General features: G+C 55.1%; 16 protein-coding genes and 3 pseudogenes. 10 read left to right on the top strand and 9 right to left on the bottom strand.

Going from position 1 to position 24,500, the window contains the following annotated elements; genetic code table 11:
* Positions 1-152: 152 nt before the first annotated feature.
* Positions 153-3,770, bottom strand: coding sequence for an ABC transporter permease/M1 family aminopeptidase (locus ABIB60_RS18380; protein ID WP_354581940.1), 3,618 nt, complete (start codon positions 3,768-3,770; stop codon positions 153-155).
* Entirely contained in the window at positions 3,767-4,693 is a 927-nt protein-coding gene (locus ABIB60_RS18375; protein ID WP_354581939.1) for an ABC transporter ATP-binding protein, read from the bottom strand. Before ABIB60_RS18375 ends, ABIB60_RS18380 begins: the two co-directional genes overlap by 4 nt.
* 495 nt (positions 4,694-5,188) lie before the next feature.
* Between ABIB60_RS18375 and ABIB60_RS18370 the strand changes: the two genes are divergently transcribed.
* From ABIB60_RS18370 to ABIB60_RS18360, 3 genes and pseudogenes are all read left to right on the top strand, one after another.
* Positions 5,189-5,968, top strand: a complete 780-nt coding sequence (locus ABIB60_RS18370; protein ID WP_354581938.1) for a sensor histidine kinase — start codon at positions 5,189-5,191, stop codon at positions 5,966-5,968.
* A complete protein-coding gene (locus tag ABIB60_RS18365) occupies positions 5,937-6,665 on the top strand; it encodes a LytR/AlgR family response regulator transcription factor (protein WP_354581937.1) in 729 nt (242 codons plus the stop codon). The genes ABIB60_RS18370 and ABIB60_RS18365 overlap by 32 nt, the downstream gene beginning before the upstream one ends.
* A gap of 211 nt (positions 6,666-6,876) precedes the next feature.
* A pseudogene (locus tag ABIB60_RS18360) lies at positions 6,877-7,170 on the top strand (DUF4172 domain-containing protein); the annotation flags it as partial.
* Positions 7,171-7,359: 189 nt separating this feature from the next.
* On the opposite strand, the gene ABIB60_RS18355 reads toward ABIB60_RS18360, so the two are convergent.
* Positions 7,360-9,963 (bottom strand): DUF4132 domain-containing protein, encoded by a 2,604-nt coding sequence (locus tag ABIB60_RS18355; protein WP_354581936.1) that lies wholly within the window; start codon positions 9,961-9,963, stop codon positions 7,360-7,362.
* An 18-nt stretch (positions 9,964-9,981) separates the two neighbouring features.
* Positions 9,982-10,278, bottom strand: a complete 297-nt coding sequence (locus ABIB60_RS18350) for a hypothetical protein (protein ID WP_354581935.1) — start codon at positions 10,276-10,278, stop codon at positions 9,982-9,984.
* Between the two features lie 194 nt (positions 10,279-10,472).
* On the opposite strand from ABIB60_RS18350, the gene ABIB60_RS18345 reads away from it, so the two are divergent.
* The 3 genes from ABIB60_RS18345 to ABIB60_RS18335 all read left to right on the top strand — a co-directional run bounded on the left by ABIB60_RS18345 (position 10,473) and on the right by ABIB60_RS18335 (position 12,685).
* Positions 10,473-11,051 carry a hypothetical protein gene (locus tag ABIB60_RS18345; RefSeq protein ID WP_354581934.1) on the top strand — a complete coding sequence of 193 codons (579 nt, stop codon included), beginning with the start codon at positions 10,473-10,475 and terminating at the stop codon, positions 11,049-11,051.
* 10 nt (positions 11,052-11,061) lie between these two features.
* A complete protein-coding gene (locus tag ABIB60_RS18340) occupies positions 11,062-11,847 on the top strand; it encodes a hypothetical protein (protein ID WP_354581933.1) in 786 nt (261 codons plus the stop codon).
* A 103-nt stretch (positions 11,848-11,950) separates the two neighbouring features.
* Positions 11,951-12,685, top strand: coding sequence for a DUF1963 domain-containing protein (locus ABIB60_RS18335; RefSeq protein ID WP_354581932.1), 735 nt, complete (start codon positions 11,951-11,953; stop codon positions 12,683-12,685).
* Positions 12,686-13,055: 370 nt separating this feature from the next.
* On the opposite strand, the gene ABIB60_RS18330 is transcribed toward ABIB60_RS18335, so the two are convergent.
* From ABIB60_RS18330 to ABIB60_RS18320, 3 genes and pseudogenes are all read right to left on the bottom strand, one after another.
* Entirely contained in the window at positions 13,056-13,301 is a 246-nt protein-coding gene (locus ABIB60_RS18330; protein WP_354581968.1) for a winged helix-turn-helix domain-containing protein, read from the bottom strand.
* A 207-nt stretch (positions 13,302-13,508) separates the two neighbouring features.
* A pseudogene (locus ABIB60_RS18325) lies at positions 13,509-13,784 on the bottom strand (Fic family protein); the annotation flags it as partial.
* A 24-nt stretch (positions 13,785-13,808) separates the two neighbouring features.
* Positions 13,809-14,114 (bottom strand): Fic/DOC family N-terminal domain-containing protein, encoded by a 306-nt coding sequence (locus ABIB60_RS18320; protein ID WP_354581931.1) that lies wholly within the window; start codon positions 14,112-14,114, stop codon positions 13,809-13,811.
* A 348-nt stretch (positions 14,115-14,462) separates the two neighbouring features.
* Here ABIB60_RS18320 and ABIB60_RS18315 point away from each other — a divergent pair, with 348 nt between their 5' ends.
* Positions 14,463-15,626 carry a DUF8808 domain-containing protein gene (locus ABIB60_RS18315; protein ID WP_354581930.1) on the top strand — a complete coding sequence of 388 codons (1,164 nt, stop codon included), beginning with the start codon at positions 14,463-14,465 and terminating at the stop codon, positions 15,624-15,626.
* An 855-nt stretch (positions 15,627-16,481) separates the two neighbouring features.
* On the opposite strand, the gene ABIB60_RS18310 is transcribed toward ABIB60_RS18315, so the two are convergent.
* Together ABIB60_RS18310 and ABIB60_RS18305 are read right to left on the bottom strand one after the other, a co-directional pair.
* Complete coding sequence (locus ABIB60_RS18310; RefSeq protein ID WP_354581929.1) at positions 16,482-16,673, bottom strand: hypothetical protein; 192 nt, start codon at positions 16,671-16,673, stop codon at positions 16,482-16,484.
* Between the two features lie 247 nt (positions 16,674-16,920).
* A pseudogene (locus ABIB60_RS18305) lies at positions 16,921-17,692 on the bottom strand (IS5 family transposase).
* A gap of 89 nt (positions 17,693-17,781) precedes the next feature.
* Here ABIB60_RS18305 and ABIB60_RS18300 point away from each other — a divergent pair.
* The 3 genes from ABIB60_RS18300 (at position 17,782) to ABIB60_RS18290 (ending at position 24,456) form a co-directional block, all read left to right on the top strand.
* Entirely contained in the window at positions 17,782-18,996 is a 1,215-nt protein-coding gene (locus tag ABIB60_RS18300) for an MBL fold metallo-hydrolase (RefSeq protein ID WP_354581928.1), read from the top strand.
* A 1-nt stretch (position 18,997) separates the two neighbouring features.
* Positions 18,998-22,825 (top strand): S1 family peptidase, encoded by a 3,828-nt coding sequence (locus ABIB60_RS18295; RefSeq protein ID WP_354581927.1) that lies wholly within the window; start codon positions 18,998-19,000, stop codon positions 22,823-22,825.
* Between the two features lie 1,151 nt (positions 22,826-23,976).
* Positions 23,977-24,456: a very short patch repair endonuclease gene (locus ABIB60_RS18290; protein WP_354581926.1), complete on the top strand. Its 480-nt coding sequence runs from the start codon at positions 23,977-23,979 to the stop codon at positions 24,454-24,456.
* Positions 24,457-24,500 lie beyond the last annotated feature (44 nt).

Raw genomic sequence — 24,500 nt, 5'->3', positions numbered from 1 at the left:
TGAAGACATCCAGCGACCTGACGTGGACTAGGATGTAATGACGTTCAGGTATAGCGCATTCGTCTGACCGCTAACAATTTCCTTAGGCAGGAAAACAGGCTAGATTCCCGGCCCAAAGCCAATTAGCTGCCACACCAACGGCTGAGTGCTCGCTAATTCGCCGCATGTACTGTTCGAATGTTATCCGTTGGTTTCCAATCCACTAGCAAAAGTCGGGGGTCCACCCCGGCAAGGGCTGGCTTACCGGGTACTGTCACCACGATGGTTTGCTGCCCGGTCCTGAGCCGGTGTCGTTGGCGGTAAAGCGTCCGGCCAACTGCGGAGCCCGGGCCGGTTGGGCCAAACACGCCAACTTCCACCCAATCCTGCAGGGGCAGCGGCGTTTCCGTGCCCGCACTATCTACCTTCAGTTTACGGGCTTGCACCGTGAGCTGTACCTGCCAGGCGCCGCCAGCCAGCGGGCGGGCGGTGGCGTTCTGCGTTGCCAGTTCCCAAAAGGTATTCGTCTTGAACAGGTCCCGGAGCAGGGGTTGGAGGGAGTCAGGGGTAGCCGTCTGCAGTTCCCGATACAAATCCAGGGACGTAGGGTAGGGGAGGGTGCCGGGGCGGTGATGCGCCAGCAGGTTTTGCAGGGCGCCGTTTACTCGGTTGCGGCCCGCGTATTGGCTGAGAGCATACAGCGCCAAAGGGCCCTTGCGGTAGTTCTGGTACCAGTCATTGGCCTGCAGCAAGGGCTGAGCAGCCCGGGTGCGCGGGGTCTCGTTTTCTTCGCGCAGAAAATCCAGGAGTCGCCGTAAATGCTCCGGGCCGTAGTTATCCTCCACTACCCCCATGGCCGAGTACCAGGCCAGGCTCTCCGTAATCAGACCCGCTCCCTCCACGTAGGCCTGCTTGAGCTGATTGCCCCACCACTGGTGCGCTACTTCGTGCGCCACGACGGCCGTGACCAGGTCAAAGCCTCGTTTGTCGGCCTTGGGGTTCAGCAGGAAAAATCCTTCTTCCGCCGTAATGTCGATGGGAGCCGCGTGGTGACCAAAACTGTAGCCCGGGTGCGTTACGAAGCGGAGTTGCCGGTGCGGATAGGGACCAAACTGCTGGCTGTAGAAATCCAGCGAAGCCCGGGCGCTGCGGATCATCCGCCCAGGATTGCCGGTAACGCCCGGCGGGTAGAAAACTTGAATGGCAACCTCCTGCCCCAGGCTGGCCGCCGGATTGCGCCAGCGGCCTTCCTGCAGTGCGTACCGAGCCGAGAAGATGGCGTACTCATTCCGGATGGGTGACTCCGTTGCGTATTGGAAGTACCGGCGGCCCGCCCGGGCCCAGGTGCGGCGCAGGGTGCCCGGGGCTACGGCCGTCTGGTCGGCGTCCGTGCCGATTGTGGCCTCGAAGGCAATCTGCTCGGCGAAGGGGGCGTACCGCCGGGCGGCTACGTCATAGAGTGAGTTGGTAACGGGGCGGGGGGCGAGGCCATAGGCTTTGCGTAGGCCGGCCTCATCCAGCTCCCGGTAGGGCTGGTAGCCCAGCACCGGCAGCCACTCCAGGTTGCGGAAGCTGCTGCCGTTTGCCTGCATTTGCTGATCGGCGCCGTCGTTGGAAAAACCGCGGACTTGGTGCCGTACCTCGAAGCTCAGCTGCAGCGAGTCGCCGGGGCGGAGCGGCTCGGTCAAGGCGTACATATGGTAACCCTGTTCCGCATCCACAAGTAGAGCTCTGGCCGGCCGGTCGAAAGCCAGGGCCGCAGTTTCCGCGCCCGTTCCCGTGGCCAGGTGAACCGAGTCGATGGGCGCGCCACTCTTGTTGACCAGCTGGTAGGTGCCCCGTATCGTTGCCGACTGCTGCTGGGGGTATATCTCCACCTGCAGCTTTACACCCGTCAGCCGCGGTTGAACGGCATTCCGATAACGGCCGTAGCGCTGTTCGTAGGCTGCCCGCTGCGCCGCCGAGGTAGCCGCGGACAGGTACTCGTGCCGCACGTTGGTGTTGTAGAACACATACCCACCGAACACTAGCACTCCCCCAACTGCGGTTGCCGCTACCCGGGGCACCGCACCCGTAAAGCGGCCACGGGCCAGTTTAAGCCGAGCGGCTGGGCCGTTTTCCCGGTTTCGCACCCAGAACAGTACCGCGACTACCGCCAGCAGCAGGGCCCACGCCACCCAGTACGCCTTAAACCACAGCCAGGGTACCAGCGTCGGGCCAAAGCCCGCCATGTCAGTATACGTCCAGCCCGGACTGGCCGTGAAGATGAGCAGCTTGTGCTCAACACCCAGGCTAGTGCCGAAGGCTATGAAGCCGTAAGCCAGCAGGGCTACGAGATGCCCCACAAATTTCTGGTTCACGAGCCCGTGCACCGTCAAAGTCAGCAGCGCGAAGAGGAGGTAATCTGCTAGCTGCAGCCCAAAGAAAGCGTGCAGATAGAGACCTATTTCCGGCGGCGGACCGCCCAAGGCTGCCTGCCCTACTAGGCCGGCCACCATGAGAAAGGCCACCCAGCTAACTATCATCAGGCCCAGCACCAGCAGACAACTCGTGAATAGGACCCATTCCGGGACTGGCGTGGCGTCAGCTATGTCGCTCAGGCCCGCCTCCCGCTCCCGCCACACCAATTCCCCGGCATAGAAAATGATGAGCACAGCAATAAGAACCCCGAAGAATTTCGGTTCGGTCAGGGGGGCCGTTAGCTGGTGCAGCACGACATCAGTTCGGGGCAGCAAAGGCGTTCCGCGGCCTTTCAGGTTGCCAGGCAGGGTAAAGCCCGTGAGCAGGGCCAGCAGGGCCAGTAGCGGCAGCCCGGATTTGCTTGTTGCCAGGTGCCGGAAGCCTTCCCCCGTGAGGAAGCGCAACTGCCGTACCTGCGTGGCAACCCCGTACATACCCAGAATGGGTGGCTGGGTTTGCGCTGTACCCCAGCTGGAGTAGTTTCGGGGCAGAGTATCGGTTACTGGCGGCTGATCAGGCCGCGGTTTCCGGCCCGTTTCCGGCAGCACAAGCTGAAACCGCGCGTAAGTGAGGGCCAGCAGGCCCAGTGACGCCCCGAACCAGAGGAGGCGGTTGAGTAGAAACAAGTTCTCGGATAAGACCAGGCGGGTAGTACGTTCCAGCGGGCTCCACTTGGTCTGGTAGCTCATCACCGCCGAAAAGCCCATCGGATCCACCAAATGCTGCCACTCACCGGTTTGGTGCAGCGCAAAGCTCAGCAGGTATACTATAGCCAGGAGGGCAGTTGCGCCCAGATAGCTGGCAATGGCCCGGCGGCTGAGCGTTGCTGCCGAGAACTGCGTGGCCGTGGCAAAAAATGCGTTGGGCAGCAGGATACAGCCAAAGGTGCTCAAATAAGCCGCTGCCCGAAACGGACCCAGCAGCTCAGCCTCGACCCCGGCGCCGTACATGCCAAGCAGGATGCCCAGCGGTACGGCCGATAAGATCAGGCCATTGAGCAGCAGGGCGGCCCCAAACCGTCCACCCAGGTAGACGGCCTTGCTGGTAGGAGTGGGGTAGGTGAGCAGGTACATGCGCGTCTGCACATCGCGGGCCGCCGCCTCACCCGCCACCGAGGCCCCGATAACCAGCCAGAAGTTGCTGCTGACTACCGCCACCGAAGCCAGAACGATGGGCGCATTCAGCAGGAAGTAGCCCTCCTGCGCATCGGAGAGAAAGTTAGCCGTTACAATCAGAAATGCGAGTACCAGCAGGGCTCCGAAGTAAAGCCAAGTGGGGGCCTGGCGTAATTGGTAGCGGAATTCCAGCGCAAAAATGGTTCGGAGCATCATGGCGCAACCGTCGATTGGGGCCGCTGATTGGCCGGGTGGAAGCAGCCGGTCAGGGCGCTGAAATACACGTCCTCCAAGTCCGGCTCCACTGCTTCAAACCCCGGAGCGGGTTGTGCCGGGCTATACACGCGCACCAGGCTGCGGCCACCCAGCAGCTTAGTTGAAATAACGCGGTGCTCCTGCTCCAGCGCCGGCAGGGCCTGTTTAGTGGTCAGCGTGCGCCAGATGCGGCCCTGCAGGGCGGCCGCGGCCTCCAGCGGGGCGGCCTCCAGCAAAATCTGCCCCTGGTTGATAATGGCCATGTTTGAACACAGCTCCGCCACGTCCTCCACGATGTGGGTGGAAAGGATGACCACGCTGTGCTCCCCCAACTCGCTGAGTAGGTTGAGGAAGCGCACCCGCTCGGCCGGGTCCAGCCCCGCCGTGGGCTCATCAACGATGAGCAGCTGCGGGTTGCCCAGCAGGGCCACTGCCACCCCGAAGCGCTGACGCATGCCCCCGGAATAGCCGCCCAGCTTCTGCTTGCGCTTATCCCACAGGTTCGTCTTCCTGAGCAGATCCTCAGTGGTTGCCCGCCGCGCGGCCCGGCTGGTAATACCCTTGAGCACGGCAAAGTAGTCGAGCATTTCCTCGGCGCTGGCTTTGGGGTACACCCCAAATTCCTGGGGTAAGTAGCCCAGCGTCTGGCGCACGGCGGCCTTTTGGGTGATTACGTCAATGTCGCCCAAGAGTATTTGTCCCGCATCCGGCTCCTGCAGCGTAGCCAGGGTGCGCATTAGGGTCGATTTGCCCGCGCCATTGGGCCCCAGCAGCCCGTACATGCCCGGCGGAATGGCCAGCGACACATTGTGCAAGGCCTGCACGCCATTCGCATACTTTTTGGAGACGCCTCGGATGGAGAGGCCCGCTGGGTTCTTTCCCATGTTATCGGTTCTGCTTCGGTTAATCGGGTAAGAGGAGCCACGCGTATAAGGTGCTTTCTCTGGTGCAAAACGAAGCAACGCCCGCCCAGCCGGAGCGCAAAACCGGATAGGCGACTGCGCCAAAGCAATCGACCAAGTGGCCGATTGCCGCCGCCAAACGGCTGGCCGATTGCTTTTCTCCGCCCGTAGATTAAAATCCGTAACTGGTAGAAGGGGCTGGGCCGGCTTGGCGGGAAGCAACACCTTTGCAGTATGGAGCGCGTCAAGAGAATCTTTCGGCTGATCCATCTGGTCGTCTGGGTCTTGTTCACCTTTTTGGTGAGCGTACAACTCAGAACCGATGACAGTGTCCACTGGGCAAGCACCACAACCGGGTTTGTTGCTACCTGCCTGTACGTTTTTTACAGCTACTTCCGTGTGTTGACCCGGTATGCTGGCCAGAAAAGGAACCGGGCCTACTGGCTCCGACTGGCGGCAATAGCGCTGACTGGGCCGTTGCCGTTTTTACTGTTTCACTACCAGCCGCTCAGCTTTAGCTACTACACCGCGCATTTGCTTACGACAGCCATTTTTTTGTTCCTGGGCTGGCTGGCCCGAATTACCGAAACCCTGGTGCTCAATACCATCCGCAAGGAGCAGTTGGAAAAGCAGGCGGCTGAAGCCGAGCTGCAGTATCTCAAATCTCAGATTAACCCCCACTTCTTATTCAATACCCTGAATAATATCCATACGCTGGTTTACAAACAGGCCGCTAGCGCCCCGGAGGCCGTGATGCAGCTGGCCTCATTGATGCGCTATATGCTGTATGAGTCCAATGCGGCTACCGTACCGCTGGCTCGAGAACTGGACTACGTGCGGGATTACGTGAGCTTGCAGCAGCTCCGTTACCGCAACAGCCCCGTAGTGGATATGCAGGTAGCCGGCGACCCTAACTCCTGTTACCTTGCTCCCCTGCTGTTCGTGCACCTGCTCGAAAATGCCTACAAGCACAGCCCGGCCCGACTGGAGCCCGGTGACCTGAAGGTTCGGGTGGAAGTGCTGGGCGACCGGCTAACCTTCAGCGTGCAAAATCCTACTGCTAAAAGGCCCGCCAATCTACTGGAAGGGCCGGGGGGCATTGGGCTGCCCAACGTCCGAAAACGCTTGGCCTTACTGTATCCTGGTCAGCATACGCTCTCCACGCAGAGTGCCAACGAGACATTTACCGTCGTGCTTACCATCCACGGCCTACACCACCCGGCGCATGAAAGCAACGCTCAGCTGCTGCATCATTGAAGACGAATACCTGGCCCAGGAAATACTGGAAGAGTACATCCGCAAAGTGCCTTTCCTGGAATTGAAAGGCGTGTTCTCGAGTCCCCTGGAAGCTACAGCTCAGCTACAGACTGAGCAGCCGGACGTGCTGTTCCTGGACATTAACATGCCGGACCTGGACGGGCTCAGCTTCATTCCGATGCTCAGCCCTAAACCCATGATCATCCTTACCACGGCCTATGATCAGTATGCGCTGAAAGCGTACGAGTTAGAGGTACGGGACTATTTAGTGAAGCCCTTTACATTCGAGCGGTTTTATAAGTCGGTGCTGCGCCTCTACCAGCAGCAGAGCCCCGAGCGGGACGTCCAGGCGCAAGTAGAACGAGCAGCGCCAAGTGGCGAGGCGGACTATATATTTCTGAAAGTGGGTCACCGCATCCAAAAGGTTGCGGTCCGTAACATCCTCTTCGTGGAGGGAATGAAGGACTACCTGCGCATTCATACCACGCAGGAAAAGCTGATGACCCTGCTCAGCTTTGCCCAACTGGAGGAGTTGCTGCCTGCCCGGGAGTTTGCCCGCGTGCACCGGTCCTTTCTGGTGGCCATCGCTAAGATTGAGCACATCGAGAAAAACCGGATTCAGATTGCCGATCAGCTTATTCCCATTAGTGACACCTACGCGGAGGCCTTTTACCGACGGCTAAGAGGTTTGCAATAGGGCTGCTTGGGCTAATGGCTAAACTACAGGACCAACCTGGACCTCATCCTCACAGTGCGTAGTGTAAACAGCAGCACAATGTGCCATTGCACTACACTGGTTTACTCGTAGCGTAGAGAACAGTGCGGAGAATAAGGGTTGTATTCACCGCAAATTATGCGGAGAATAAACTTACTATATATACTAGCGTCGGGAATGACCACATTTCCACTGGAATCATGCCACGTTGGAAACTATTCTGGGCGCTGTACGCCACCAGCAAGGGCATTTACTGGGTCTTTTGGAAACGCTTGGCTTGGCGTTACGTGTAGAAGCTGCCGTTGAACCACTGACCCTGGAGGTACTCAAATCCAGTGAGATTGCCTTGTCAGCCTCAGGGGTATCTACTAAATCTAGGTGCAGCGCCTGTGACTTCACCGTTAGCAACTGGCCGGCAGTGAGCTTGTTCGCTAGCTTGCGTAGCAGCATCCGCACACTGGCTGAGTCCAGGTTCTGCACGAGTTAGCCCTGAGCGGGCATCTCTAGCCAGATAATTTCACGCTGTGCCCCCTCCAGCACGCCAAACACGAGGCTTTTGGTTAGGCTGCCATTGACGCGCGCCTTCTGCATCACGGCCCAGGCGCCCTAGGTCACTCCCTAGGCCAACACGACGTCGGCGGACAGGTCGGCGAGGGTTTGTGGGGCAGGCTCGTATTCACAGCTGGCGCAGGATGGTTTCGTCGGTTATTTTATCGTCGTCCATCAGCAACAGCGCCTTGCTCAGGATGATGGACAGCACGGCGTCGCCCTCGAAGGGCAGAAACACGTCGGTGGAGCCGAGCTGCTTACTGGAGCGGTCCGGCACAATGCACAGGTACTGGTCGTTGGGCTCCATGAGGATGTTGCCCGAGCCCAGGTGGATCTTGTAGACGTGGCGGTGGCCCTTCACTACCAGAAAGTTGCCTTTGATTTCGCTCACCCTACCAATTTTCAGGCGGGGAACCAACCGCTCCAGGGCCAGCTTGCGGGTTTTGGCCACTTCACTCAAGTCACCAAAGGAGTAGCTTTCCCAGTAGGTACGGAACTGGGCCAGCCCGCCGTTGTCGCGCCATTGCGGGTCGTTGCCCACCGAGGCCACGCCCACAAACAGGTCCACATCGCGCATCACCTCCGAGAAAACCAGGGCCGGTATTTCCGGCAGCGGCACCGGCTCGTTGGCCCGGGTGAAGCGCACCTGGTCGGTGCTCACGTAGTTGTAAATGCCCGTATCGTTCCATTCTCCGTCGGCGTACACTTCGCTCACCCAAAACTCGGCCGTCAGGTCATGTATGGGCAGGGGTAAGCTCGCCGTTTCGGAGTCGTAGCCTTTGTCGTAAGCCCCGAGCAGGCGGTAGCGCCAGCCGCGCAGCTTGGCCAGGCTGTTGAACTGGTGCTGCTTGAGAATGTGGGCCGCCATGCGGTTGGAGTAGGTGCGGGTGCGCTCCTCGGGGGGCGTGAGCAGGTACACCTCCCGGAATGCCTGCTTGAGCGGCTGCCGTATCTGCCTGGTGTCCAGCATCCGCCGCCAAGCCAGCACCTCATCCGCCGAAGTCAGCACGGGGTGCCAGAGCTGGAGCTCCGTGCCGGGCGTAGGGGCGGGCACCACTTGGCCCAGGGCATCCTGCCAGGCATCTTCCTGAAAAATGGCATCCTGAAATGCGCCATCAGGGCGGTGCAGGCGCCAGATGAGCGGGCGGGCCAGCAGACTCAGCAGGCCGTGCCGGAAGTAATACTGCGCAAACCAGGGCCAGGGAATACGGCGCTGATCCACGAAGCTGCGGTCGAGCCGATCGCGCTGGGTGGTGTAGGTTTGCTGGGCCTGGGTCTGGGCGGCTTTCAGCTCTTTCAGCTCGTCGGGGTGGGTGGCTTTGAGGGCCGCGGGGGCGCTTTTCAGGGCTTTATCGGCCTTGAGCCACTGCACTTCCGCCTTGCCCTCGTGCAGGGTAAGCGTGGCAGTATAGTCGCCGAAGGTCTCATCTAAACGCCCATTCTCAAGCCCGGAATCCGGCACGGCCATATCCTCAATTTCAGCCGGGCTCACGCCCAGCTTCTGCGACTCCTGGGCGATATAGCGGGCAATGAGCTCCTGGGTGTTGGTCTGGCGAATGTTGGAGCGCACCCGCGCCAGAGCCGCCACGCCGGGCAGGCCGTTTTGCGAGAGAGCCAGCAAGCAGGCATTGCCCAAGCCCGCCGCCAGTGGGCCTTTCCCCGGAATCTTGCGGAAGCACTTGGCTGCGTAGCTGGTCAGCAGCGCTAGCAGCCGCTCGTTGGCCAGCGGGGCCAGGGTCCAGATCAGGCCCTTGGCCACGTTTTGGCTGGGTTCGAGCAGGTAGCGAATTTCGGTGCGGGCGACGCTATACCCTTGTGGGGTGATGGTGGCCGCAGCCCCATACATAGAGGCTAGCTGCTGAATCGTAAATGTTCCTGGATGTTCCGTTACCGTGGTTATTTCCTCAGGGTTTAGCGCGGCCAGTGTAGCCAACAGCGCCCCGCCCTGCGTGCGCACGTCTTCGGGGCCTACGGCGGCCACTGCGGCGGTCAGTTCCTGGCGATACTTGGCCGTAGGCTGGCCGCCGCTGGCGCGCTGCCACAGTTGCAACAGGTGCAGCCAAGGCATGGTCGTGGGCGCCTCCTCGGGCAAGCTACCCACAAACTGCGTCAGGTTCCGCCCAAAGGCATCGCCTTCGGGAAAGGATAGCACGGGCCTCACCGCCGCAGGCTGCTGGCTAAGAAGCGCTTGCAACCGGCGTTGTAGCTTAGCCACGTCGCTGGAGAGCCAGCCCGTCAGTTCTAGGTGGGTACCGGCCAAAAACTGCGTGAGGTAAGTGGCCAACGCCGCTGGTACTCCGTTTTTTCTGACAAATTTCTCGACCTGCCCCAGCGTCAGTGCCACCGGATAAATGCCTAGCGCATTGCGAACCGTCTCCGCGTTAGGCGTTTCGAACCGCAGGCCGTAGCCCTGAAAAAGGGTGATAAAATCGGCTTCGCCCAGGTCTACCGTGCTGCGCATCAACGCTCCCAACAGCTTCACCATGGTAGTAGCTACCCGACCGCTATTAGCCCGAATGGCCGCCAGGGCCGCTAAGGCTAACTGGCCCCGGTAGGCAGCGTCCTGCGTGCGAACGGCCTGGTAGGTCGGCAAGTCGCTGATGTTGCTGTGCCAGTTGGCCACCGCCGCGTCTTCCCGAATGAGTTGTTGCAGCACGGCCTGCTGGGCTAGCGCTTCCGGGCTGGTTTCGGCGGGTAAGGGAGCTAAAGTAAATTTCTCAGACGTTGCCATCTTGTTGCTGTTAAACTATTATTTCAGTGGAAGCTGTGTCAGACTGCAACCACCAACCAGCGGGGTAAGCTTCAGAAAGCTGGCCGTAGCTCCGCTGCCGAGCCATACTTCCTCGTCCAGACTTTCCACCTGCCGGTCATTCACGAGCACGAAGAAGCCGTTTTGCTGAAACGCCTCCAGCGCGTGGTACACCTGCTGCTCGGCGTCAATAAGCTCCTGGGGCCGTAACCGGTAGCAGTTAAGCACTTTCTCCAACTCGGTAGGCTGCACCAGCAGCTCTTGCTCGGTCTGGGCGGGCGGGAAGTAGGTGGCCATAAGCATGCAGGAAGAGGGACCTTTGGCCCCGAAGGGATGCAGGAAATAGGAGATGCTTGCTGGGCTTTACTTAGTGGCAGCCGGCAGGGTTGCTGGTAAGCCAACGCGGGTGGGGACGGGCCCGTACCTACTGGGGCGGGCGGCCAATCCAATGGCTATAGCCGAGTAGGCCGCCGTTATGTATTCTGTTAGTTATGCTGCTTGCTTACCTATTGAGCCTGCTGGTATCGGTCCGCCCGCCTCAAGCTGGGCGCGACCCAGCGCCGGCTTTGCCCGCCGCCCTTCGCCGGGCCCTACCGGCGGGTTATGCCGTGCTCGAGGCCGCGCAGGGCGACCTGAACCGCGACGCGCTGCCGGACTGGCTGGTGGTGGTGCACCGGCCCGATGAGGCCAAGGCCTCCGACGTGGTAAGCCACCCCACCAAGCGCCCGCTGCTGGTGTTCGTGGGCGGGGCTGGCGGCACTTTTGCCCTGGCTGCCCGCACCGACAACGCCGTGTACTGCGTAGATTGCGGCGGCCTGATGGGCGACCCGTTCACTGGCCTGGCCATTAAAAACGGCTACTTCACGGTAGAGCACTCCGGGGGCAGCGCCCAGCGCTGGACGCGCCACGTGACCTTCCGCTACGAGGCGGCCACCGGCAGCTGGCTGCTGCACCGCGACGGCCGGGAGCGGTTGCACGCCCTCGACCCCGAGCACGGCACAGCCACGGCCGCCACCAGCAAGAATTTTGGCCGGGTACCCTTTACCCGGTTTGACATCTACAAAGAGTAAATTAAGCTCCATGTCCTTGCTGCATTCCTGCCTGAAAAACCTGGCAATTGGCGCATTACTAACCAGTGCCGCCTGCCGGCCCGATGGTGCCCCAACCCAGCAGGCGCCCCCTGCCAATAGTGTGGCCGACACCGGCCCGCCGGCCCGCCCAGGCGACACCCTGCACCTGCCCGGCAACCAGGTGATACCGCTTCGCCCCAGCACCGCCGAGGCCTTCAACCAACAGCCCGGCAACGGTTTGCCGGAGATGGTGAACCAGCCCGATACTGAGCCGCTACCCTCTACCCAGGGCAAGGTGCGGCGCCAGGGGCTCGATTTGTTCTTGCGCCCCCTGCGCGGTAACGAAGTCAAGCTTTCCTCGTCGCCCGACGAGCAGTTCTTGCTGCAAAATTCGGGGGCAGTGCGGTATATATACTGGGGCAGCTTGCCGGCGGCCCACCAGTGGGTGGTGCGGGCCTGGTACCACGAGTCGGACGGCACGGTGCTCGTGGACCAGCGCACCGGCCAGCAATTGGAGGTGGTGGGCACCCCGGCTACTTCCGCCGACGGCCGTTTCGTGCTGCTGACCAGCCCCGGCCTGGGCGGCGGCGACCAAGTAAATGCCCTGTCCTTTGTAGAGATTGAAGACGCCGGCCCCCGCCTGGTCTGGATGCGCGAGCCCACCACCTGGGAGCCACAGGAAGCGCGCTGGGCCAATCCCGGCATCGCAGTGCTCAAGCTGCGCCACCTCAATGCCCAGGGCGAAATGCCCGACGATGCGCCCTCAGAATACGTGCAATTGCCGCTGCCGCGCTAAGCCGCGGCGGGCAGAGAAGCAGCGCATCAACGGTGGCTGTGGGGCCAGTATCGCTGCAGCCTGATGCGGCTGATGCATACCAAAGGCTTGCTAAAATCCGATTATGAGTACTAGACTAACCCTAGCCGAGGAGCTCCGCACCCGGCTGCAGGCGCTACTACGCACCAAACAGCAATTGCTTATTGCGCCGGCCGAGCGGCCGACTGAGTCGCAGCTGCGCTCGCACATCGGCGGCGACCCGTATTTCGAGCAGGGCGAAACCTGGCCCACCCACCCCGACACCGGCCAGCCGCTGGAGCTGATTTTTCAGCTCGTGAACGACGACGACCGTATGCCCTGGCCCTTCGAGGCGCAGGTGGTGCAGTTTTACCAGAACTACCACTGGGGCGAACTGCCCTATGATGACGGCGACCCGCGCGATTTTCGCCTAAAAATCTACCCGCGCATTCGCCCCGAACAGTTGGCCCGGGTGCCGCGGCCCACTGAACTGCCGCCCATCGGGTTTAGCTCCATTCGCCCGCAAGCCGCGCCCTCGTTGCCTGATGATGACGAGCTGGGTGACATTGCCCCCGAGCTACAAGCCCTCTGCGAGCAGTTGCGCCCCAAAAACTGGCGCAAAGCCTATAATGCGGCCGTCACGGAGCTGGCCGGTGAGCCCGACCTGGGCTCCTGGGTAGGCGGCTACGCGCAGTGGCTGCAAGGGGCTTACCCCACGGGCACGTTCTGGCTGCAATTCGACAGCACTGAGGAGTTTGCCTGGGGCGACTCCGGTCTGCTCTATTTCTGCGTCGATGGCAACGACCCAGCCACCATTTCCTTTCAATTGCAGAGCTGCTGATGAGTAAGCTTCTGTCACTTTTTGGCGGACTTTGCAGCGGTTTTCTGCCCAGCCTACATAAGAATGTCGCGCAGCGCTATGGGTACCAAGTGGCCGACAAAACCTACTTAAAAATTATCACTTGCTTCGTTGTCACTACTAGCGCGCTCAGGCCCCGGCTCAACCAGCATTTAACCTAGAATCTCCGCATTCCAGAGAAGGTGAGCTGACCTGCCAGATGAAGTTGGCCGTTCACTGCGATCAGCTTGCACTTCCAGCGCAAGTTCTGATAGCTTGCAATCGGAACCCACTCAACTATGATGATCCTTACTGCAGCAGCGATTTTACGCCAGCCTCCCTTGCTTGTCCAACTCAAGTAAGGACTCAAACTTTAACCTAGACGCGCAAGAAGTTCAAATAGCGGCTGATTCACGTAGTAATTCGAGTTTACCTGCTTATGCTTAACCAAGATGCCGTCTTCGGCTAGTTTATTTAAGTAGCTGGCAGCGGTAGGCCGGCTCACATTAAGTTCCTGCTGTAAGAATTCGATGCGGGTATAGGGGTGTCGGTATAAATTATTGAGAAGATCCTGGCTATAAAATTTATAGGTGCGCAGTTGTTGTTTAGTTTGCTGCATCAGACTGCGCATTTCAGTGATCAGTATGATACTTTCGCGAGCTGTTTGCTCAATGCCCTCGAGCATATAAAGCAACCACGGCTCCCAGGCACCGGTATCGCGCACCGCCTGTAGATAGTTGTAATAATCAGCTTTGTTATGCGTGATGAACCGACTCAAGTAAAGCACTGGAATATCCAGCAGTCCTTTAAGTACTAGGTATAGGATGTTGAGAATGCGCCCGGTACGTCCGTTGCCATCATAAAACGGGTGGATACTCTCAAACTGAAAATGCAGCACGGCCATCTTGACCAGTGGGTCGACGTCGTGTAAGGAATCATCGTTGAGATACTGCTCCAAATTCCCCATCAGGTCCAGGATGGTTGTGGGGTCTTGTGGTGGAGTATACACCACCTCCCCACGTTGATTTTTGAGTGTTGTACCAGGTAGTTTGCGGTAGCCCCCGTTATCGCGCTTCAATTCTTCCTGTATTTGGGCAATGTGATTAGCACTTAGAAACCCGAACTGCTATACCAGGCGCGTACCTAGGCGTAGGGCCGCCGCGTAGCGTTGCACCTCCTTGGCCGCCTGTGATACTCCTAGATTAAGCTCAGCATTAAAGAGTTCGTCGTGCGTAGTGACGATGTTTTCAATAGCTGAACTGTCCTTTGCCTCTTGCAACGGCAGTGTATCTAGCAGAATGCTCTCATTGGGGATTGCGGCGACCAAGCCCTTGAGCTCTGCCAAAGCACGGTGTGCAGCTGGTAGTTTTTTAAGTACAGCTCGTGTTTCCAGTTCTATCGCAGGCGGAAGAGCGGATAGTTGCCAGTTCATTTGCACGTCGGATGAGAACTAGCCAGGAGGGTATATAAGCTAGCTATGTAAAGAAACCTGATTTTTCTTTACATAGAATCGTGACCTATATAAAAGAACTGAGGGTTTTCTTGCCATAGGTAATACAAGCGTTCTTGCTTGAGGGATACGCTTATAAGCCCGAGCAAAAATCATAGGTTCACCCGTGAGTTCCAATAGATTGACACTCTAACCTGAATCAACCGCATCGGGGGTTAAGAAATAATGGGCAGTAATAAGTTGGTATTTAGCTAAGGTTCGTTGCTTCGGGGCACGGCTAAAAAGCATGATGAGTTTGACGCAGAGTAATCCAGCAAGCGCAGCGCTAGCATGAAAGCGTCTCACGGGGAGCAAATTATTGCTGCTATCCTCAAGCACGATAGCAAGACGACAAGCTACAAAATAGCGCTTCTTCGCTCTATCAACGATGTGGTGCTTATGTACCCTGATATGGCGCGTGGCGATTTGGCTATAGCCATCCCATTACGTCGGTTAGCAGAATTGTGGGTGGCCTATTATTGGCCTTTCGCGGATGAGTTCGCTCCAATTTACCAAGGAGCTCGCGCTGTTGTTTCCGGCAGTTTGCGCAATGATCTGGCGTTCCGTCCAGCCCTTACCGCACTGCAGCTTGAGTGGAAACGCACGGTGCAGTTAAGTGCTCAAGCAGGCGATGGATTCTTTTTGCAGGCCGAGATGCGTACTCCGCGTCGGAGAAAATCCTACAGCCAATCGCTTCAATCAGCCTACGATACAGCAGTTGCCGCCGCGGGCAAAGCCTTGCTTATGCCCATCAAATTTGCCGGGCCGGGGCACTGGTCCATCTTTGCTCAGCCTATCCGCTGTGATCAACTTCCGGGCTCCGTTCACGCTCTGCCCGGTACCCAGTTGAATGAACTCTGCCTGGTCGTACCAGGCGAATTGTGGGCCGCGTTTCACCGGCTTTCACTTTACGTCGAGGCCCTGTGCATCCACGAATGGTGTTTGTTCACTGAAGGGGTAACGCAAGATCCAGGCCGTAACGTTACCCGGGGTGAAGTTTACACGATGCTTACTACTCGCCCCGATAACCGTCGTCCGTTGTCCTGGGAACGCAACCAAATTGACATTTTGCTGCACGAAAATGTCCAGTTCACGTGCCCTTGGACGCAAAAGATCCTTTCCAGCCCCCAGCAGTACGATCTCGACCATTTACTACCGCTTACCATTTACCCCATCAATGAGCTGTGGAATTTATTGCCCGTTGATCGACAATACAATCAGCATACCAAGCGCGACCGGATACCCGATGCACCTAAACTAGCAGCAGCAGAGCCGTGGTTGAGGAAAGCTTACGCTAATTACCGGAAGCTAGCCACGCTACACAGCGCGGTGCAGGAGGATGCACTGCTACGCTTTAGTGGACTTGAGATGATAGACTTTGAAGCGCAATTGGCTAGGCGCGCAGTTCGCTTTATCGAAGAAGTTGCGACAGCTCGATTTGCTCAGCGGTTTTAATTCAGTAGTCAGCGTGGATCAGTCCACGGCGGTGGCATCGGTAATGGTCACTCCAACACTTTTGACTTCGCTGGGAACCTGCGTTTTCAATGTATCAATAAAGGCAGACAAATTGCTACATGCCGCCGTGCAGTTGAAGCAGCAGCCAGGAGTGGAGAAATGAGGAGTTGACGCACTAATAGTAAAGGCAATAAATGAAGCGGCGAAATGTATAAGTTCGCTGCGCCACACCCTATCGCCAATTCCACTTAATACAATAGTAAGCTGTGATGACTTCCGACTTAAGACAAGCTGCTAAGTTTTGATAGTAAGAACTGATAAAATGCTTACTTATCAGTCACCATCATAGGTTCCGATAACTTTTAATTATCGGAACCTACTCAACTTTGGTTGTCCTTGCAGCGGCAATTCCAGTTCTATTGCAGGCGGAAGGGCCTCAGGTAATTTGTACGCGGGAGGAAAATAGTTAGGAAGAATTCAACCTAGCTTCGAAAAAGAAACTTGGTTTTTCTTCACAAAGTATACAACCAATATAAAAGAAGGGTAGATTTTCTTTCTAAAGGTACTGTCATTGCTTTCGTTGGTGGACAGGTGTAAGCAATGCGAAAGCAAAATTATAAGGTCTACTTATTGGTCTCAATCTACTCAAGCAAAAAGAAATGCACTAAAACCAGTTTGTTTTTCGCTACTGTCATAGTGCAAGATATTCATCGAAGTTCGAAACTCGACCTAATGATGAATATAGCCTTGGGTGACATATATGCATTGTCCGTACGGTTTGGTGTTAAAAAAGAGAACGGCTAATAGTCGTCCTTTTTTTGGCCATAAACGAGCTAAAACGCACTTATTGAACAATCAGCCAAGAGTAAAGGGTACCGTGAGCGGCAAAACTTGGTAGGCGCCCAGGTCGGCATAGATGTGGGCAGAGCCGCGCTCCATGTCGATGCAAGCGACCTTGGTGCTGTCACTGGCTACTATCTGGTAGACGAGCAGCAGCGCACTTATGGTTCTGCTGGTTCCGCTGCCGCCCTGCTGTAGCAGGTGCATACGGCACTACTGACTACAGGCCGGATGAAGGGGGCATAACTCTGCAGCAGCCAAATGTCAATGATGTGACTCGCCAAGGTTTAAACAAGGCTGCAAATAGTGGGGGGGCCAAGTTGAGGTGAAGTACCGGGAGGTATCCTGTATTGTAGTTGTGCTCTCACTCATTAAATGCTCAAGTACTTTTTTGTATTTTTCTCCAGGCGGCTCCTTTTCCTAACTAAAATGCATCAGAAAGCAATCAAAGGTTCTAGGCTGTGTCTGAAAAGTGATGTTGTAGCATACGGCGAATGCACGCCAGCAGCGCCATGCTGAGGAAGTGTGCGTCGTGTTTGTCGTAGCGAGTGGCCACGCGGCGGTGCTCCTTGAGCGAACCGAAAAAGCGCTCCACGGCGTTGCGGCGGGCATATCGGTGCGGCTCCATGCGCGGTGGACGGCCACGTCGGCGGCAGCGCTGGCCTGATGCAGGACGGCGCCGCGGAATGACCGCAGGAATGCGGCGCCGACGCAGCCAGCGGCGGATGTGCTGAGCGTCGTAGCCGCTGTCGGCAGTCGGCAATCAGCTGGCGCGGCCGGCGGCGAGTGCTCACCTGCTCGCACAAGGGTTCGAACTGAGGTGCGTCGTGCCGCTGCCCGGCCGAGAGCAGCAGGGCCAGCGGCGTGCCCGCCCCGTCGCACACCACGTGCAGCTTGGTGGTCAGCCCACCGCGGCTACGCCCGAGGCACTGGGCTTTTTTTTCGTGCCGCCCGCCGCGCTTTTCGAGGCGCGCACCGTGGTCGAATCTACCAACCATGTGTCCAGGTCGAGCAAGCCGTCCTGATCAAGGCGTAGGCGCAAGGCGGCTAGCAAGCACCCGCCCGAACGTGCCGTCAGCGGACCAGCGCCGGAACCGTTCGTAAGCCGTTTGCCACGGGCCGTCGCGTGCCGGCAAGTCCCGCCACGCCGCACCGGTGCACTGCGGCGGCAATTCGGCGGCTACCACCGCCCATTGGGCATCATTTAACTCATATCGGGCTGCCATGCCCTAAGTTACATCCCCGAACTTTTCAGACACAGCCTAATCATTAGAGGACGTTATCACCGTTATTGCGTCTGAAAATTATCCCGCGTGTGAAAACTTCTATTACAATGTTTCCGGCCATGAACGGGGACTGCTTTCTAATTGAGATTGGCGATAAAATGCGAATGCTGGTAGATACTGGGTATGTGCATACATATAGGCACCACCTTAAACCATATCTAACTAAGATTGCCGCTGCTGGTGGACAGATTGATCTATGCTTGATCACCCACATTGATGCAGATCATATTAAGGGAGGGAGCAATGGGTTATTTATTGATAACAAAGCGAGCGATAATCCTCAGATCATCGGAATCAATCAGGTCTGGTTCAATGCTTACAGACACCTGCCTCAAAAAACAGCAAGCAGCGAAACGGAGCTCTCAGCAGTGGATGTAGCTTTACTTGCAACGATGTCAGCTCCAGAGATCGAGAATACTGATGAATTTGCTGACTCAGTGATTGGTGCACAGATGGGAATGTCTCTGGCCAAGCAACTTGACCTTTATTGTTACCTATGGAATACCTCTTTTGACGGCAATGCGGTAACAGCACCAGCTACGATAAATCTGACTAGTGAGATAACATGCCATGTACTTTCACCTTCACCAGACAAGCTGGAGGATCTTATAAAGAACTGGAAAAGAGATTTACGCCAGTACGGTTTCAAATCTGACGCAACCGATCCACTACTTTTTGAAGCCGCTTATCAGAACTGGTTAGACAGTAAAAAGGAAGTAGCCGAGGTCTTAGCAGATATTAGTCAACCTGGAGGCGATACGTTAGACGATTTCTTACGGCAACCATATGTACCAGATGATTCTGCCGCAAATGTGAGTTCAATCGCTTTTATCCTAGAGTATGCTGATAAAAGGTTGCTCTTTCTTGCCGATGCTGCAGCGGAAGTGGTTTTAGAACATCTTATACGTCTCTTCCCTGAAGCAAATAACACAGATCCGGTATGGTTCGATTGTATTAAAGTTTCGCATCACGGGAGCTTTAAAAACAATAGCCCTGACCTTATGCGTCTCACTGATTCCGACACCTATCTAATTTCTACTAACGGTCGCATTCATGATCACCCAGATGCGGAAACGATAGCCTGGATCGTATCCCGCCCCCGTCGTGATGGCACCATCCGCAAATTGTATTTTAACTACCACACTGCTACATCCGCCGCATTCGACCGACCAGATTGGAAGGCCGAAAAGGGCTATGAGGTTATCCATGCAACACCTGAAAGCTCTATCGAGATAAATATTTAATATGTCGTTTTCACAAACACAGCAAGCCACAGGCATAGTGACCGCAACACGGTCTAAACATTCTGAGGTATTAGCGCGCATATCCAAGGGTACTGCATTTTTCATCTCATCCCGTCATTTACTTACCGCATATCATGTGGTAGCCGAGGCAGAGCATCTTACTGTATCTTTCAACCGAGATAGCTTTCTCGGCGTTAGCGAGGAATTTGCTGTAAGGTGCGTAGAATATGATGGGGGTGAGGATGCTGCTGTTCTCGAAGTAATAGGTGAGCTCCCATTTCAAGTTCAGCCTTTGCCTTTAACTACTCAGATACTGAAGCCAGGTGACACGTGGCAGACGTTTGGTTTTCCAGTTGGCCGGCAGATGGGACAGACCATCCGAGGTCAAGTCTTGCAGTATGATGGTTCGCCCGCTCGAACCTGGGTCTTGGGTGCGGATGGTATTTCACCAAACGCACAATTGACTGGGTTATCAGGTGGGAGTTGCGTACACAACGGGTTCGTGCACGGAATAGCTCGGCGGCAAGAAGCACAAACCATCGTTGCTGTGTCCATTGCCAACATAGCCGTCATGCTGGCCAGGGTAGATATCGAAGTGTACCCTAACCCGATGGCAGTTGGTGATAGAGCTATCAAGAATGCCATACGGGTGCAGGAACAACCGCCATACGTAGACACGAATTATACAGATCGCGCAGAGTTTGGCGACCTGCTTAACGAGCTGAATGGTTCTTCATTTCTGCTGCTTAGCGGGGACTCCTTCTGCGGCAAGTCAACACTGGCAAAACGGCTGATGTATGAGTTTTGGGACCACGGATACAGCCATTTAACTACCAATGATCCACAGGCAGCTCGTCGCTTCCTCAGTGAACGGCCTTACTCCATCTGTCTGTTGGAAGACCCATTTGGACATAACATGCTTAATGAGGGCTATGTTGACTGGAGGCTAGTTGGAGAAGTATGCCGGGATATTCAGGGAAACAATAAGCTGCTGGTAACCTCTAAACGCGACGCAGTTCTTCAAGCGGCTAAAGCTTTCAAGCTTGAGGATTGTAAAATACAAGGCCGGGCTTGGCGTGATCTGACAGTCAACGACAGGAGCTTTCTGCTGGAGCTATGGGAGAAAATCCAGAACCAAGATCTCAGTCTTGATTCAGACGTAGTGATGAAAGTCAGAGATCATTTGGAGAGAGGCGACGGTGACTTACTACAACCAGGTCACTTAGCGCACTTGATTCATGAGGATCGTGAGCGGTTGTCGGGTAAAAGCTTTGGCCAGCTGCGCCACCTAGCGATGGCAGACGCACGAACTCTTAGCGCCGGATTCAAAGAGCGAGGAGATGAGTTTTGGATGGTAGCTGTGTGCTTAGCATTATCCTGCAGTACAACCAAAACTGTCAATGAGGATGATCTGAAATATATCCTTGGGCAGAGCGAAGTTTCACCCGATGTGAGCTTTATAGAAGAGAATATTATGTCAATTACTCCCCTGTTCGGAAGACATGATCAGGAGGAAGATCCCATCCGCTTACCCAGATATGGTAATTTACCTGATCTGTCTAAAGAGGCAATAGCAGCATTGCGCTTCTTTGAAGATAGATCATACGTGAGGAACAGAAGAGGAAGCCGGCAGTTTGCACATCCTCAGTACTATGAGGCAGCAACGTATGCTATGGAGGGCCTACGCCGGTTAGACCAAGTGGACGATCTGCTGGTTTACGTAAGAGGCTCCATCTCTTGTCTCAATGCAGATGCGGCTTATCAGTGTGCAGAAAAACTACCGTACCTGTACCATATCTTGTCTGACAGTGATCACAGAGATAAGCTAATCACCATTGCTGAGGCAGCTTTCTCGCAGAGCATCTTCTTTAAGGTGCGTACGAAAGCGCTCGTGTTCCTGCTCTCCATTTTTCCTGATCTGGACTCACAAGTTAAACGTAAAGTAGAAAACAGGCTCAGAACGGATACACTAAGTACTTCCAGTATCTTTTGGGATGAAGGTACCCCCTTCCTGACAGAAAAACTCAGATTCTGGTGGGATACACCAGAGATGGATGATGCCGCCCGGTCTGCATTAAGCAGCAAAATTGAAAACAATGAGGAAGTAGATGACGAGTCCACTTGGCAACTGCTGCAGTCAGGAGCATCCCTATCGCTGAGAGTGATCCGGCATGCGCTCAACTCGAACGAGGGATTCATTAGATCTCAGGCAGCAATCAGATTTTTCAGTGAATACCACCGTTTTGAGCGGACAGAACGTGAAACTACAGCCCGCATCATCTTCGATGATGAATACCCTTCTGTTGTAGTGGAAGCCATCAAAGCTGTTTTTGAGTTTGCGCTAAGATCCGCTGATGCTCATGATTCTGCATTGTTTACAGACTTGATCCGCAACAGCTTGACAAGCCAGTTTGTCGTCTTAAGATTACAGACGTTTCTGATGACATTCGGGATTGATTACGGTTCTGAGAGTATGGATTGGAAGCGTATAGTCGGACACGAGAAAGCCGCTTGGTCACTTTGGGGGGAGGTCTTCGCTGATTTTATGAATGTGTGCTCTACAGCGCAACTCCGCTTTACAACAGGAAGGTACTTGAGTACGCTTCGGGAGGCTGCTCCATTTGTAACCCCTGATCAGTGTCTTCGCATCAGTGTTTCTATCTGGGAATGGATTACGAGAACACTGGCCGTTCGTGGAATGGATGGGTACGAATTAAGCTGCCTAGACTTCCTTCTTTCAGCCTGTCCCACTAGTAAACGGCTACCACAGTTTCAGAAGTTCTTTACGCACCAAGACACTAACCTGACATGCTACAATCTCCGGCAGGCATTAGATTCGTGGGGCACTCTCTCGCTGAGAGAACAGCAAGTAGTCATTGGCCTACTCCAGTCTCAGCGGGATGATGTACGCTGGTTAAAAGCGTCTGCTGCCACCTACGACGGAGAACTACCAGCCCAGATACAACAGGTTTTTTATGGTGCCCCTGACTATTTGAGTCAGACAGCGGTGGAGATTGTACGACAATACCCACCAGAGTTCTTGCGGGATTGTTTACGTATGTACTGCGGAAGCCCCGGATTTCTGTCAGCGCATGGTAGAATGCAAAGCCGCGTTTGGTTCGCTATCAAAATGGTTATCCTGCAGGATCAACTGCCCGGTTTTGATATCTGCGTACCTGATCTGTTATTCAACGTAGTAAACGGTCCAGATCGTGACTGGGCTGGCTGGGTATCTATATGGACGAAGGCTTGTAATAACGCTTCGCTCAGAGACGGGCTGTTGATTCAACTGATCATTCAGACCGGCCAATCCACTGTAAATACAAGCTATACTAAAAAACTGTGGACAATCATCTGCGACGCATATGCGGCAGATGAGAGTCAAAAACGGTTCGCCAAGATAGTGGCCGAACACATGGACATTCTGGAACACACCGGAGATCCGGAAGACCTAGTGCAGATTATCGCGCCCAAGGTTTGGCGCGATCACATCCTCCAAGAGTTTCCAGAGGATTCATTGGTACTCAATTTTCTTGTGTTTCTAAGACTCAGGGAGACCAGCTTTTCAATAGAACTAACGGAAGCGGTTAACGAAATTGTTAAGAACCTAAAAGGTACCCCTGCAAAATTGTACTATACATGGTTTTGTGGAGGGCGGCTCATTGCTGACATAGGTATCCCGGAGCTTAAGCTAGAATCTTTACTTCCTGTATATAATCGCACGTTACAAATTGAAAGTAGTAAGCTCAACGAAATTGAGCGTAAGGAGATAGAATCAGTGGAGAACTGGGTGTTTACAACAGATCACGAAAAATACGAGCATGATTAAGTAAACCCCATTCCAGCTGGTAAGGCGGCTGTCATGAATCATCCACAAGAGTATTCGCGAGCTGTATCCTGCATATTTATTAAAGGCAAAGGAACTGGTTACTTAACCCAGAATTTGGGTTTCCCATGACCACTTGTTCACATGAAATTAACTATGTTGCAAAACATCGGTTCTTTCGCTAGAATGAGTTAGCTATATAGTGCACTTGAATGAGGAGGCACCTGAGGGATATAATCCGATTCCATACATTTACCCGCATTACTCAGCCTTCAAGCATGTTCTATCAAACAAAATATGAGGATGTAAAGACCCAACTTATGGAGTTAGTTATTTAGTGATCTTACACCCAATAAGTCGTCGTCAGATAGATGAAGTCCTTCTTCCTACCTACCCCAAGGAGTAAGTGCCCGCTTGAGCAAACGCACAATCACCTATTGTTTTGAGTGGCAGAGACTCTCTCACCTACTCGCGTTTAGTAACCTTTAGAAGAAACCTGTAGATGAACCACCATCTATGTTCTCCCATCAGTTTTTTCTAGAATATCTCTGCACGCTCAAAACCGTTCGTCTCTCCACTCGTTCCCATCAAGATACCACGTTGTTCTGTGGCCCGAGAATTTTAGCTCACATGCAAATGCGGCACGCTCGTACGCATCCTGATTTGAACACCCCACTACCATGAACTCCTCTTCCAGGTAAGGAAGAGGTCTGAACTCAGCAGGCAAATGGGGACCGTCTTCCCCTATAACCAGTACACGGTAAGGACGGTAGCCATCAGGTAGACTAGTGGTTGTGTGAACAAGGTGGTTGCCACAACTGCGACAGCGCAATTCGATGCGCATGTTTAAGTTATCATTAAGCACTAAGCGCCCTGCCGAATGAGGTGCAAGACCATTCTGACACCTGCAGTACAGCTGTAAAAATGTTCTGGGAGGATAACCAGAGCCAGTGATAGCGGGCAGAATCATGTCACATTAATGTTTAGCAGCAAATATATCGTAATACGCTCATTAGACCTGTGCAGGATTCAGTCTTCTGTTACACAAAGGGGTCCGTTGCCGTATTAGTACTGTTGCGGTGGAGAAGGCAGCCTGACATGCCTGATGAGCAATATAAGAGACTTGCCACGAGCTACTTTCATAATTCCTGCTGATGGAATTTGGTACACGATATGCGTGTTTGGAAAGCATGGCTGACGTCCACAGTGCCGCTACCCGTAGTTACAACATGTCCCGTATCAAGGGAAAGGACACCAAGCCTGAACTGGTGGTCCGTCGATACCTTCATGGGCAGGGATTTAGGTTTCGGCTTCACCAAAAGGAGCTGCCGGGTAAGCCGGACATAGTGCTGCCCAGGTATCGTACTGCCGTATTCGTTCACGGGTGTTTCTGGCATGGGCACGAAGGGTGCCGCTACTTTGTGACCCCAAAGACGCGTACAGACTTTTGGATGAACAAAATCGGACGTAATGTTGCTAACGACTTGAAGCAGCACGGAGAACTGGCAGCACATGGATGGAGAGTGATAACCGTCTGGGAATGCGAACTTAAGGCGCATGCAAGACAGGAGACTTTAGCTTCATTAGTAGATAATATCACAGGACCACCCGATTCAGCTGACCTTGCTACCTGATCTTACATTTTGCTACTTTGTAGACTTGGGGAGGAACGGTAAGT

The organism is Hymenobacter sp. UYP22, assembly GCF_040547285.1.
Classification (GTDB): Bacteria; Bacteroidota; Bacteroidia; order Cytophagales; family Hymenobacteraceae; genus Hymenobacter.
Note: the sequence above shows the minus strand (reverse complement) of the source record. Positions and strands in the feature narration are given on the sequence as shown.